Annotated in this window: 10 protein-coding genes; 3 read left to right on the top strand and 7 right to left on the bottom strand. The window is 44.1% G+C overall.

Annotated features, from left to right (window positions below; all coding sequences use genetic code 11):
• Positions 1–532: 532 nt before the first annotated feature.
• Positions 533–1,960 carry a cytochrome c oxidase accessory protein CcoG gene (ccoG, locus tag L2744_RS11850; protein ID WP_248992094.1) on the bottom strand — a complete coding sequence of 476 codons (1,428 nt, stop codon included), beginning with the start codon at positions 1,958–1,960 and terminating at the stop codon, positions 533–535.
• A 91-nt stretch (positions 1,961–2,051) separates the two neighbouring features.
• Between ccoG and L2744_RS11845 the strand changes: the two genes are divergently transcribed.
• From L2744_RS11845 to L2744_RS11835, 3 genes are all read left to right on the top strand, one after another.
• A complete protein-coding gene (locus tag L2744_RS11845) occupies positions 2,052–2,402 on the top strand; it encodes a hypothetical protein (RefSeq protein WP_248992093.1) in 351 nt (116 codons plus the stop codon).
• A gap of 121 nt (positions 2,403–2,523) precedes the next feature.
• Positions 2,524–3,429: a 1,4-dihydroxy-2-naphthoyl-CoA synthase gene (locus L2744_RS11840; protein ID WP_248992092.1), complete on the top strand. Its 906-nt coding sequence runs from the start codon at positions 2,524–2,526 to the stop codon at positions 3,427–3,429.
• Positions 3,430–3,623: 194 nt separating this feature from the next.
• A complete protein-coding gene (locus L2744_RS11835) occupies positions 3,624–3,827 on the top strand; it encodes a DUF2061 domain-containing protein (RefSeq protein ID WP_248992091.1) in 204 nt (67 codons plus the stop codon).
• 109 nt (positions 3,828–3,936) lie between these two features.
• Here L2744_RS11835 and glmS read toward each other — a convergent pair whose 3' ends face one another.
• The 6 genes from glmS to atpD all read right to left on the bottom strand — a co-directional run bounded on the left by glmS (position 3,937) and on the right by atpD (position 12,806).
• Positions 3,937–5,766: a glutamine--fructose-6-phosphate transaminase (isomerizing) gene (glmS, locus tag L2744_RS11830; protein ID WP_248992090.1), complete on the bottom strand. Its 1,830-nt coding sequence runs from the start codon at positions 5,764–5,766 to the stop codon at positions 3,937–3,939.
• 57 nt (positions 5,767–5,823) lie between these two features.
• On the bottom strand, positions 5,824–6,594 hold the full coding sequence (locus tag L2744_RS11825; protein ID WP_248992089.1) for a DeoR/GlpR family DNA-binding transcription regulator: 771 nt from the start codon (positions 6,592–6,594) through the stop codon (positions 5,824–5,826).
• A 202-nt stretch (positions 6,595–6,796) separates the two neighbouring features.
• A complete protein-coding gene (locus L2744_RS11820; RefSeq protein WP_248992088.1) occupies positions 6,797–8,890 on the bottom strand; it encodes a TonB-dependent receptor in 2,094 nt (697 codons plus the stop codon).
• A gap of 278 nt (positions 8,891–9,168) precedes the next feature.
• Positions 9,169–10,551 (bottom strand): bifunctional UDP-N-acetylglucosamine diphosphorylase/glucosamine-1-phosphate N-acetyltransferase GlmU, encoded by a 1,383-nt coding sequence (glmU, locus tag L2744_RS11815; protein ID WP_248992087.1) that lies wholly within the window; start codon positions 10,549–10,551, stop codon positions 9,169–9,171.
• 398 nt (positions 10,552–10,949) lie between these two features.
• Positions 10,950–11,378 (bottom strand): F0F1 ATP synthase subunit epsilon, encoded by a 429-nt coding sequence (locus tag L2744_RS11810; RefSeq protein WP_248992086.1) that lies wholly within the window; start codon positions 11,376–11,378, stop codon positions 10,950–10,952.
• Between the two features lie 36 nt (positions 11,379–11,414).
• Positions 11,415–12,806, bottom strand: a complete 1,392-nt coding sequence (gene atpD / locus L2744_RS11805) for a F0F1 ATP synthase subunit beta (RefSeq protein ID WP_248992085.1) — start codon at positions 12,804–12,806, stop codon at positions 11,415–11,417.
• Positions 12,807–12,819: the final 13 nt, after the last annotated feature.

Below are 12,819 nucleotides of genomic sequence, written 5' to 3'. Positions count from 1 at the left end.
CTCTTCATCATTGATTTAATTCTTTGACTGCCAACCCGAAGGCTAAGCAGTTTCGATTAACTCAACACCTGTGAGTGTCCACACAGATTTCTTGTTTTATCTTGTTAAAGAGCAACTCAACCTCGTAAGAGAAGGTGAGTACCACACTGAGCGATGAACGCTTCCAGTTGGTTAGGGCTGACTTCTCGTCAACTCAGGGCTGCGTATTCTACGCATTTCCCGTTTCGCGTCAAGGAGTTTTTAACAACTTCTTGCTGCAATTGAATTAAGTGCCATTCTCAACAGAGAGTAAGCTGCTCAATTCAACCTAACTCGTCAGCTTGCTTTCGCTGTCTGCCGTGTCAGTGGATGCGCATTATAGGCAGCAGGAGATTTTGCGCAAGCGCTTTTTTGAAGAAAATAACGATAAGGCGTTTAGACGGCTATTTATCGAACGAAGCGCATAAAAAAGGGGCTATAAAGCCCCTTTCCTATCGTTTATCTCTTACTGTGACAAAGCTCAACACATCTTACAATGTGTACAACGTCGAGTCTAAGGGCTGAAAAAACGAGATTCTTGCTTAACTTCTACTTCTTCACCGTCAATATGAGTTTTCACTTTTATTTCAATGTTAGTGACAGAGCGAGATAGCTCGACCGGATCGACACCAACACTAATCGGCAATGTGAATACTTCACCTGCGGTAATAGTGACTGAATTAGGGCCGTACCATTTATAGTTGTTTAGGCCTTCAACACTCATAGTGTATTCGTGTGCTTCTTCAGTTTTATTGAGGATCTTAAGGGTAAATGTATTTTCAATCATCCCTTGGTTGTTTTCTCTATATAGCTGATTACGATCGCGAATAATGTCCATGCGTACAGGAGCAATGGTTGCACTGGCATAGATGAATACCAGTATCATTACCACCAGCACAACACCGTACCCCACTAGCTTGGGTCTTAGTACTTTCTCTTTAATACCCTCAAGCTGATTTTCTGTGGTGTAGCGGATAAGGCCTAATGGATATCCCATACGCTCCATAGTTTGGTCACAAGCATCAATACAGGCACCACAGTTAATACACTCATACTGTAAACCATTACGAATATCGATTCCTGTTGGGCATACCTGTACACAGAGATCGCAATCAATACAGTCGCCTAGGCCTATTTCTTTGGGGTCAGCTTTACGTGAGCGCGGGCCACGAACCTCACCACGTTTAGTGTCATAACCAACAATAAATGTATTCTTATCAAACATGGCCGCTTGGAAACGAGCATAAGGGCACATGTGGATACACATGATTTCACGCATCCAGCCCGCATTACCATATGTAGCAAGTGTAAAAAACACCACCCAGAAGTAGATACCACCAGAAGCATTCAGCGTAAAAACATCAATATAAACTTCACGACTGGGCACAAAATAAGACACAAAGGTCATAGCTGTGACTAGGGAAAGCAATATCCAAGCAGTGTGTTTAGCTACTTTTCGCCAAATTTTATTGAAACTCCACGGCATTTGATCAAGCTTAATGCGCTTATTGCGCGCACCTTCGAGCTTTTCTTCAAACCAAATGAACATAAAAGTCCATACCGTTTGTGGACAGGTATAACCACACCAAACGCGGCCCAGATAAGTTGTCACGAAGAATAGGGCAAAAGCAGCTATCATAAAGAGGGCTGCAAGCAAGGTAAGGTCTTGGGGCCAAATGGTTAACCCAAAGACATGAAACTTTTGCTCACCCAAATTAAACCATACAGCTTGGCGATTTCCCCATGGGATCCATGGCAGTATCAGGAAGAATAACATTGCGATCCACCCCATACGGCGGCGCAAAGAGGTCCACAATCCGTCGATAGCCCGGACATAAATCCGGTTGCGAGGATTAAAGCGATCAGCTTTACTCGCATCTGGCTGGTGAATCTTGATTCGATTGGTTTTCGAATAGTCCTTGTTATTAGATTCTGCGCTCATTGTGACAGCCTTTTACTGCTTTAATATTGGACGAAAACTGGCTTATTATACCCATATAACTAATGGTTATTCACTTATGTTGGAATAAAATATGAAAGGTTGGATCATATTAGCGTTACTTGCAGGCGCATTATATTACCTGTACACCGAAACAGACAAACTAGATGCACCAATTGCAGAAGCACAAACGATAATCAAAGATATGAAGAGTAAAGCTCAGTCCATAACTGGGACGCAAATAATTAAGATTGACCAAAGGTTAGCAAAAGCTAGAGCAGAAATTTTAGAGCGCTTATCTGCATCTGAACTTGAGGAATTTAACAAAATCCCCTTCACCCCAGACGCTATCGCAGACTTTAAAGATACTTACTGTGGCACAAAAGCCCCTGAACACCCAGTATTCAGTCGCGATAACCTGCTTTATATATGTGATCATCTCTAGCTATGTCCTCAAAAAGCAAACGGAACTTTGCTATATAACACTAAGCTTTACGCTTAGATGATTGACCTTACAACTGATTCAACCTAGCCTTCTCGGCACTACAAAATATAGGGCTTGCACTATGACCCAACAAGTATCAGATATTTTTGATCCCACATTGTGGGATAACGTCAGTGAATTTAATTTCGATGATATTACCTATCACAGAGCTAAAGCTCACGGCACAGTTCGCATTGCCATCAATCGCCCAGAATGCCGCAATGCGTTCAGACCTAAAACAGTAGATGAGCTGTATATAGCTCTAGATCATGCTCGCCAATGGTCTGATGTGGGTTGTGTTTTGCTAACAGGTAATGGCCCTTCACTCAAAGATGGCGGTTGGGCATTCTGCTCAGGTGGCGATCAACGTATTCGTGGCAAAGATGGCTATAAATACGAAGGCGCCGAAGAAGGTAAAGCCGATCAGGCCAGAATGGGACGGTTACATATATTAGAAGTGCAACGCCTGATCCGCTTTATGCCTAAAGTGGTCATTGCCGTTGTACCAGGTTGGGCTGTTGGCGGGGGGCATAGTTTACACGTAGTGTGCGACTTAACTTTAGCCTCGAAAGAACACGCCATATTTAAGCAGACAGATCCCGATGTCGCCAGCTTCGACTCAGGTTATGGCAGTGCATATCTCGCCAAGATGATAGGCCAAAAACGTGCCCGCGAAATCTTCTTCTGCGGCTTTAACTACAGCGCCGATGAAGCCTTCGACATGGGTATGGTCAATAAATCCGTTCCCCATGCCGAACTAGAAACCGAAGCATTAATGTGGGCCAAAGAGATTAACTCTAAGTCCCCGACTGCTATGCGTATGCTTAAATATGGTTTTAATATGACGGACGATGGTATGGTCGGTCAGCAATTATTTGCCGGCGAAGCGACGCGTTTAGCCTATGCGAGCGCCGAAGCCCAGGAAGGACGCGATGCCTTCCTCGAAAAACGCGATCAAGATTTTTCCGCATTCCCTTGGCATTACTAATTTTTAGAACGGCTTTAATTTATTGCTAAACACTGATCAAGCACCAAAGCCCTCTACACTGAGGGCTTTATGTTTTTTACCGCTAATAAATAGATAAAACCGTTTAAACTAATCTGAAAACACCGCTTTTAATTTTAATGAGAATTGTTATCATCTAAGTATTCCCGATGGGAGCCAATTTAGAGGATAAGATCATGACTAAGACATTAACTTTTGCCATACTACATTTTAGCGTCGCTTTTACCGTAACCTATTTATTAACTGGTAGTGTGATAGTCGGTGGCGCAGTGGCCTTAGTCGAACCCGCCATCAACACTGTAGTATTTTACTTCCATGACAAAGTGTGGAAACGAATTGAGGCAAAAAAGCAGCACGAGCTAGATGCCATTCCAGCATAGCAAGCTAAGCCACCAGCATTCGCTACTGCAATAAGTTAGTCGTCATTCTTGCTCTAAGCTCTAAATAAAAAACCGCCAATAAAGGCGGTTTTTTATTAAATATTTATATTTATTCGACAGTTACAGATTTGGCCAAATTACGTGGTTGGTCCACGTCTGTACCTTTGATTAACGCAACATGGTACGACAATAACTGTAGCGGAATAGTGTAGATCAGCGGTGCCATAAAAATATCGCAGTGTGGCACTGGGATCACTTTCATAGTGTCATCCGACTCAAACTCCGCATCCACATCGGCAAACACATACATTAATCCGCCACGGGCACGCACTTCCTCAACGTTGGACTTGAGCTTCTCTAATAGTTCATTGTTTGGCGCAACGACTATCACAGGCATATCTGCATCGATAAGCGCCAGCGGGCCGTGTTTTAATTCGCCAGAGGCATAGGCTTCAGCATGGATGTACGAGATTTCCTTCAGCTTTAACGCACCTTCCATCGCAATCGGATATTGATCACCACGACCAAGGAATAAAGCATTATGTTTATCGGCAAAATCTTCAGCCAGTTCCGCAATTGCAGCATCTAAGCCTAAAGCTTGTTCCACTTTTGCCGGCATAGATTGTAAGCTTTGAGTGATTTCGGCCTGCATTTGATCAGACATACCATTGTGGCGACCGATCACCGCGGTCAGCATTAACAGGCCTGCAAGCTGTACTGTGAAGGCTTTAGTCGATGCGACACCAATCTCAGCGCCTGCTTTCATCATGTAAGCCATATCTGATTCACGTACCAGCGATGAACCTGGGGCATTACAAATCGTCAATGTGGCTTTGTAACCCATTTCCTTGGCTAAGCGCATGGCTGCTAAGGTATCTGCAGTTTCGCCAGATTGTGAAATAGTGACCAGCAGACTATTTGGGAATAAGTGCGACTTGCGGTAACGGAACTCAGAGGCGATTTCAACATTACATGATACGCCCGCCCAATCTTCCAACCAGTAACGCGCTGCCATGCCCGCATGGTAACTGGTACCACAGGCGATTATCTGTACGTGCTTGATGTCTTTTAAGAATTCCGCAGCATTATCGCCAAAAGCAGTATCTAGCACTTGTTTGTTAGCAATACGACCTTCGATAGTGCGCGTCAATGCCAATGGCTGCTCGTAAATTTCTTTGAGCATGTAGTGGCGATATTCGCCCTTATCACCGGCATCGTGAGTAATTTCAGATTCTTTAATTTCACGCTCAACGGCGTGGCCGTTTAAGTCGAAAATACTCACGCTGCGACGGGTCACTTCAGCCACATCACCTTCTTCTAAGAAAGTGAATGAGCGAGTCACAGGTAACAATGCCAGTTGATCTGAGGCGACAAAGTTTTCACCTAGACCAAAACCAATCACCAAAGGACTACCAGAGCGAGCAACAACCATACGTTCACTGTCACGGCGGTCAATAACCACAGTGCCATAGGCGCCTTCGAGTTGTTTTACTGTGGCTTGCACTGCGCCAAGCAGAGTGTTGTGGGTTTTCAGCTCATGATGTACTAAGTGACAAATCACTTCGGTATCGGTATCTGAGCTGAAGTGATAGCCTAAACCTTTAAGCATCTCGCGCAGTTTATTGTGGTTTTCAATAATACCGTTGTGCACAACCGCAATATCACCTTCCGATAAATGTGGGTGGGCATTACGCTCACTCGGCTCACCGTGTGTAGCCCAACGAGTGTGCGCGATACCCGTTCCGCCCGCTAGCGGGTTAGTTTCAAGCGCAGTCGATAGCTCTTGTACTTTGCCAACACGACGGGTGCTATTGAGCTCACCATTATGAATAACGGCAACGCCTGCGGAGTCATATCCACGATATTCTAAGCGGCGTAAGCCTTCTACAAGAATTTCAGCCACATCCCTTTGCGCCACGGCGCCTACGATTCCACACATAGTCTTTACCTATATACCTATAAATTAAAATGAAGTTGTTAAGCTAATTTGCACTCACTAATGAGCATAGGGCGCTAACATCACTCGCACGCCCTGATCTGAAATTTGTTTTAGGGCACCTTTGTCGATTCGGTCATCGGTAACTAGTACGCTTATTTGTGTCCACGGCAGCTCTAAGTTAGGGATCCGCTTGCCGATTTTGTCTGAATCCACCATGACGATAACATCACGGGAAACTTCAGCCATCACTTTGCTCAGGCCTGTAAGTTCGTTAAAAGTAGTAGTCCCACGTTCGAGATCGATACCATCTGCACCAATAAATAGTTGATCAAAATTATATGAGCGCAATACTTGCTCAGCGACTTGGCCTTGAAAGGATTCAGAATGTGGATCCCAAGTGCCACCGGTCATCAATAATGTCGGCTCGTTTTCGAGTTCATGGATGGCATTAGCAAGGTGCAACGCATTAGTCATGACCACCAGCCCACGCTTATCGTTCAGCTGTTCAATCAAGCCAGAGGTCGTCGTGCCACTATCGATAATAATGCGGTTATGATCTTTAATCAGCTGCGCGGCAGTTTTCGCAATAGAAAGCTTATTTGGCGCAATTTTGGCAGAAAACTGTTGAGTCACTTCGTCAGGAATCGCCACTGCGCCACCGTAACGGCGCAGCAATAGGCCGGTTTTTTCAAGCGCTGACAAATCTTTACGAATAGTCACTTCTGAGGTTTCAAAACGTAACGACAGTTCATCGACACTCACTTCACCCTGTTCATTCAATATGGTGATAATGCTGTGGCGACGCTGCTGTGTGTTTCGTTTATTCATAAAACCTTTCAGTTAAGTTTCGATTCGAAAGGTGCATTATAGTGAAACGAAACTTTTTTACTAGTCATTCGAAACACTCTTTTGCAAATCCCGAGCAATTTTTATCAATTTAACGTCATGAACTTAAAAATCAGCCAATAAAAAGCAGCTTATCCTTTGGGGGGATAAACTGCTTTTAAATAGATTCAAAACTGAATGAATTTTAGAACTTAGCTTCAACGGCAACACTGAAGTTACGATCTTGACCGATTGTGACCATCTTATCGCTACCACCATCTAAATATTCAGTATCGAAGAGGTTTCTGACATTGGCACGAAGGCTAACATCTTTACCCATAATATCCATAGTGTAGGCAGCACCTATATCAAAACGCACATAACCGTCTTTGGTAATGCTGTTCGATGTATTGGCAAAACGCTCACCGACATAAATAGCACCAAAGTTCATGGCAAAATTATCAGTCACTTCGTAACGAGTCCAGATATTGGCCGACCACTCAGGGGCATCGATAGGTGTTTTACCTTCACGGATATCCCCAGTTTGGTATTCAGCATCTAAATACATCATTGATGAAGTCACAAACCAGTCATCGCCTAACTGACCTTGGGCGCCCATTTCAACACCACGGTGTTTCTGCTCACCACCTTGAGTGGTGATATCTTCTTTAGTGCCAGTTGGTACAGGTAACTCTTCTGTAATGGTGATGTTTTCGACCGTAATATCAAATACCGCCGCTGTTAGCAGTAAGCTATCGTCAAACAGTTCCCACTTAGTACCGACTTCATATTGGATGCCGTATTCTGGTTTTAGGTTAGTCCCATAACTAACGTCAGTGATGTCAGTCACTGCACCCTGTGGTGTAAAACTCTTAGAGTAGTTAACGTAAATGCTGCCATTGGTCATTGGTGAGTAGATCACCCCAAATTTAGGCGATACGGCATAACTATTTTCACCAAATCCGTCTTTTTTCTGTTCGTCATAACGTACGCCAGCAAGTAATTTCCACTGCTCATTTAAGGTCATTAAATCCTGTAGGTAGAAACCATAATATTTGTATTCACTTGCATTGCCTTTTTTACCTGTGTGGTAATCAATATCTGGCTGAATAACTGGCTGCCCAGGAATAACGGTTTGAGTTGCACCACGAACAATCTGCTGCTGATAGAAATAATCGAGATAGTTAGCACCAACGAGGAATTGATGATCCATGCCCGCCAAGGCAAACTCACCAGTAAAATCAACATAGGCTGTTTTATGTTGCCAATCATCGTAACGGTCGAATGGTTTAATACTATAGCCATTGATAAAAGGATCCGTTGTATATTGTGGAGCAGAATCAAAACGCTGACGATTAAACTGTTGATCGTTATAGCCAGCTTTGACTTTCCAGTCATTAGTTATCTGCCACGCAATATCAGCACCTAAATTTGATACCGTATTATCGGTGAAGGCCCATGGCGCATCCCATACGGTTTTACGATCGCCTATCACATTACCTTGGGCATCTAACCACCCCCCCGCATCGATACCCGCTTTATCTTGGGTATGATCGTACTTAACCGACAACAGGACATCATCACTGACATCAAACTCTAGGTTTAAGTAACCTAACCAGCGGTCACGCTCTTGATTTTCTTCAGTGGTTGAATATTCGCGCCAGTATTTAGTGTCTTGCTTGACCAGCACAGTGCGATAACGAAGGCTTTGGGCTTCATTTAAGCTACCACCCGCATCGAGCTGTGCACGGGTTGAGCCATAACCATCGGTATCGAAACCAAGATCCAACATGGAGTCATAGGTTGGTTTTTTAGTCACCATATTGACTAAACCACCAGGACCTGACTGACCATAAAGCATACTCGAAGGACCTTTTAATACTTCGACCTGCTGTAACGTTTCGATAGGCTGTACATAGTGAGACCATTGTTGATGTCCATTGATAAGGTAACCGTTACCTGAATCAATCTCAAAACCTCGAATGCTAAAGACTTGACGGTTCCAGCGAGTGGTTCCTGCGGTCACACTTGAATCGTTAACTAAAACTTCGGCTAAGTTAGTGGCAAGCTGTTCATCAGTAACAAAATCAGGAATAACATTGACTGACTGCGGAGTATCCATCAGGTCAATATCACCACGCATAGCGCCAGATGCGGTACCCACTTTATAGTCATTAAAATTACGGCCAGTGACCTTAATACGTTCAATATTTACATCGGTTGAATCATCTGCCAAAACAGGCATCGCCATTAATGCTGCACCAACAGCGAGACCTACAATTGAATATTTAAATACCATTGCCAACACCTCAATTAGACCTTTAGTCTTAGAATTGCTGGCAATATAAATGAGAAGTGTTTTTATTTTAACTTCTTTACCTAAATTTACAATCTAGTGTGATAGCGATCAAATCAACTTAAAAACTACAATTTGCACTTATCATAAAAACATGAATTAAAACTTAACCATTAACTATTAGATAATAATTACGTTTTTTAGAGCTAAATATTGAATATCAATAAAGACAAAAGCGGCACATGGCCGCTTTTATTTATAAAAAATAGCGCGTTTTAGAGTTACTTTTTTATTTTAACTGGGCGCTGCCAACCTATAACATGTTTTTGCTTTACTCGAGTGATCACTAATTCATCTTCACCCACATCATGGGTAATAGTTGAACCCGCACCTAAGGTCGCCCCTTTACCAATAGTCACAGGAGCCACAAGTTGAGTATCTGAGCCAACAAACACATTATCTTCGATAACAGTAAGATGTTTATTTGCGCCATCATAGTTACAGGTAATAGTGCCAGCGCCAATGTTCACGCCATCACCAATGATGGCATCGCCTAAATAAGCCAAGTGTCCAGCTTTAGAGCCTACACCAATGACCGCTTTTTTAACTTCGACAAAATTACCTATATGCGCATCCTGCTTAAGCTCTGCTCCCGGACGTAAACGGGCAAATGGGCCAGCGCTGGCAGCAACTCCTAACTTAGCCCCTTCAATAATAGAGTAAGGCTTGATTTCGGCATTATCGGCAATCTCACAATCGATTAAAATCGCGCCGGCACCGATAGTAACGTTATTGCCAAGCGTAACTTTGCCTTCGAATATTACGTTGACATCGATCATCACATCCATACCGACTGTGACTTCACCACGGATATCGATACGGCTTGGGTCGCGAAGATTCGCCCCAGCTAGCATCAGTTTTTCAGCCTCTCGGGCTTGGTAGGCACGCTCAAGCTGCGCCAGTTGCACGCGGTTATTGGCACCTTCCACTTCAATGGCCGATTGTGGCTGGGCAGTATCAATTGCCACACCGTCAGCATGTGCCATGGCGATAATATCCGTTAGATAATATTCACCTTGGGCATTGTTATTCGATAAACGACTCAGCCAAGCTTTAAGTTGCTTACCCGGAACAGCCATGATGCCAGTATTGATTTCGTTGATCAGCAACTGCTCTGCTGTGGCATCTTTCTGTTCAATAATACCGACCACTTTCCCCCGTTCTTGACCTTCACAAAGAGTACGGACGATACGACCATAACCCATAGGATTAGCTAAATTCACCGTTAAGATAGCAATGCCATTTTCAGGGCGGGCGGCGAGTAATGCTTCAAGAGTCGATGCTTGGATCAATGGCACATCGCCGTAAAGAATAAGTACTGTATCGCTGTCGTCGATATGTGGGCTCGCCTGTGCCACCGCATGACCTGTGCCTAATTGCTCGGCCTGTAGCACCCAATTAAGCTGCTGCTCACCTAAGCTGGCTTGGAGCTTGTCGGCACCATAACCGTAGACTAACTGAATCCTGTCACTACCCACTTTATGAGCGGTATCGATGACATGTTGCACCATGCTCTTATGGGCGATGGGATGTAATACCTTAGGAAGATCAGAGCGCATCCGTGTTCCCTTGCCAGCCGCTAAGATCACTACATTTAATGCCATTGCCATATCCTTGAACAATTACCCAAAAGGGTTAAAAAAAATTAAGGTCTTATACCAATCACATTTAAATATCTAATCAGTTCAGAGCCTCACAGGCATCCCAAAGGGCGGCCGATGTTAAATACATGGCAACACGCTTTATACTGCGTTTAAGGCTTTCGACAGAGCACCACTATGCCTTCAAGCCTTCGCCTTGTCTAAAGCACGTTGAATTCCCGCTGAATGAACAGATATTTAATACGATTGGTATTAGTGGCGCAATTTTAACGGAAAGCACATAGAAAAGCGAAGCGGATAGCGATACCAATAAATCAAAGACATGCAATAACACACGTTTATCCCCATTTTAGACACAAAAAAGGCGACCCTATGGTCGCCTTTTTTCACAAACAATAACCTTATCTGGCAATGTTTTTCTTGATGGTTTCAACAACACGTAATTGAGCCATAGCCTTAGCTAACTCAACCATAGCCGCGTCATAATTGAAGTCAGCACCAGCATTTGCCATATGGGCTTCTGCACGACGCTTAGCTTCTAATGCCGCTTGCTCATCAATATCTTTGGCACGCATAACCACATCAGCCAATACGGAGACAGAAGAAGGTTGCACTTCCAGAATACCACCTGAAAGGTAAAACACTTCTTCACTGCCGTCTTGGTTAACGATGCGCGCCATGCCAGGTTTGATATAACTTAGCAAAGGAGCATGGCCATGCATTATGCCCAACTCACCTTCAGAACCAGTCACTTGCAGCGAAGCTACACGACCAGAGAAGATTTTGCTCTCTGCGCTTACTATATCAAGATGTACTGTCATGGCTGCCATCCGGTTCTCCTTAAAAAACTAAGTATTACTACCTAGTTATTTCTTTTTGTTCGCTTTCTCGATGACTTCATCGATAGAGCCAACCATGTAGAACGCTTGTTCTGGCAGGTGATCAAACTCACCGTTCAAAATACCCTTAAAGCCACGGATAGTGTCTTTCAGAGAAACGTACTTACCAGGAGATCCAGTAAAGACTTCTGCTACGAAGAAAGGCTGAGATAAGAAACGCTCAATCTTACGAGCACGGAATACGACTGTCTTGTCTTCATCAGACAATTCATCCATACCCAGAATCGCAATAATGTCTTTCAGCTCTTTGTAACGTTGCAGTACAGTTTGCACGCCGTTAGCAACGTCATAATGCTCTTGGCCAACAACCAATGGATCTAATTGACGTGAAGTCGAATCCAATGGGTCAACCGCTGGGTAAATACCCAGAGAAGCAATTTGACGTGACAGTACAACAGTCGCATCTAAGTGAGCGAAGGTTGTTGCTGGTGACGGATCGGTCAAGTCATCCGCAGGTACGTATACCGCTTGTACAGAGGTAATAGAACCAGTCTTAGTTGAAGTGATACGTTCTTGCAGAACGCCCATTTCTTCAGCCAATGTTGGTTGGTAACCTACCGCAGAAGGCATACGACCTAACAGTGCAGATACTTCAGTACCGGCTAAGGTATAACGGTAGATGTTGTCAATGAACAACAGTACGTCACGGCCTTCGTCACGGAATTTCTCTGCCATAGTCAGACCAGACAGTGCAACGCGCAAACGGTTTCCTGGAGGCTCGTTCATCTGACCATAAACCATGGCCACTTTATCGAGAACGCCAGAATCTTTCATCTCGTAGTAGAAGTCGTTACCCTCACGAGTACGTTCACCTACACCAGCGAATACAGAAAGACCCGAGTGGGCTTTGGCGATGTTGTTAATCAGTTCCATCATGTTAACTGTCTTACCAACACCCGCACCACCGAACAGACCTACTTTACCACCCTTAGCGAATGGACAAACAAGGTCGATAACCTTAATGCCAGTCTCTAACAGTTCAGTAGAGCTAGATTGTTCTTCGTATGAAGGAGCTGTACGGTGAATTTCATAACGCTCTTCTTCACCGATTGGACCCGCTTCATCAATAGGCTCACCTAATACGTTCATGATACGGCCAAGAGTGGCGGTACCAACTGGAACAGTAATTGGTGAACCTGAGTTTACTACTTCAAGACCACGACGCAGACCGTCAGAAGAACCCATAGCGATAGTACGAACTACACCACCACCTAGCTGCTGCTGAACTTCCAGCACCAAACCATAACAAGGGCCTTCACCTACGATTTTCAGAGCGTCATATACTTGAGGTACGGCATCTTGTGGAAACTCTACGTCCACAACCGCGCCAATCACTTGGACAACAGTACCTGTGCTCATGATTAATCCTCTA

Source organism: Shewanella profunda (assembly GCF_023283765.1).
GTDB classification, from domain to species: domain Bacteria; phylum Pseudomonadota; class Gammaproteobacteria; order Enterobacterales; family Shewanellaceae; genus Shewanella; species Shewanella profunda.
The sequence above is the reverse complement of the archived record's forward strand: the minus strand, read 5'-3'. Positions and strand labels throughout refer to the sequence as shown.

What these genes read in the sequence shown, in the direction of transcription:
- ccoG (WP_248992094.1), bottom strand. Translation starts at nt 1,960, where the DNA reads ATGAGCGCAGAATCTAATAACAAGGACTATTCGAAAACCAATCGAATC.
- L2744_RS11845 (WP_248992093.1), top strand. Translation starts at nt 2,052, where the DNA reads ATGAAAGGTTGGATCATATTAGCGTTACTTGCAGGCGCATTATATTAC.
- L2744_RS11840 (WP_248992092.1), top strand. Translation starts at nt 2,524, where the DNA reads ATGACCCAACAAGTATCAGATATTTTTGATCCCACATTGTGGGATAAC.
- L2744_RS11835 (WP_248992091.1), top strand. Translation starts at nt 3,624, where the DNA reads ATGACTAAGACATTAACTTTTGCCATACTACATTTTAGCGTCGCTTTT.
- glmS (WP_248992090.1), bottom strand. Translation starts at nt 5,766, where the DNA reads ATGTGTGGAATCGTAGGCGCCGTGGCGCAAAGGGATGTGGCTGAAATT.
- L2744_RS11825 (WP_248992089.1), bottom strand. Translation starts at nt 6,594, where the DNA reads ATGAATAAACGAAACACACAGCAGCGTCGCCACAGCATTATCACCATA.
- L2744_RS11820 (WP_248992088.1), bottom strand. Translation starts at nt 8,890, where the DNA reads ATGGTATTTAAATATTCAATTGTAGGTCTCGCTGTTGGTGCAGCATTA.
- glmU (WP_248992087.1), bottom strand. Translation starts at nt 10,551, where the DNA reads ATGGCATTAAATGTAGTGATCTTAGCGGCTGGCAAGGGAACACGGATG.
- L2744_RS11810 (WP_248992086.1), bottom strand. Translation starts at nt 11,378, where the DNA reads ATGGCAGCCATGACAGTACATCTTGATATAGTAAGCGCAGAGAGCAAA.
- atpD (WP_248992085.1), bottom strand. Translation starts at nt 12,806, where the DNA reads ATGAGCACAGGTACTGTTGTCCAAGTGATTGGCGCGGTTGTGGACGTA.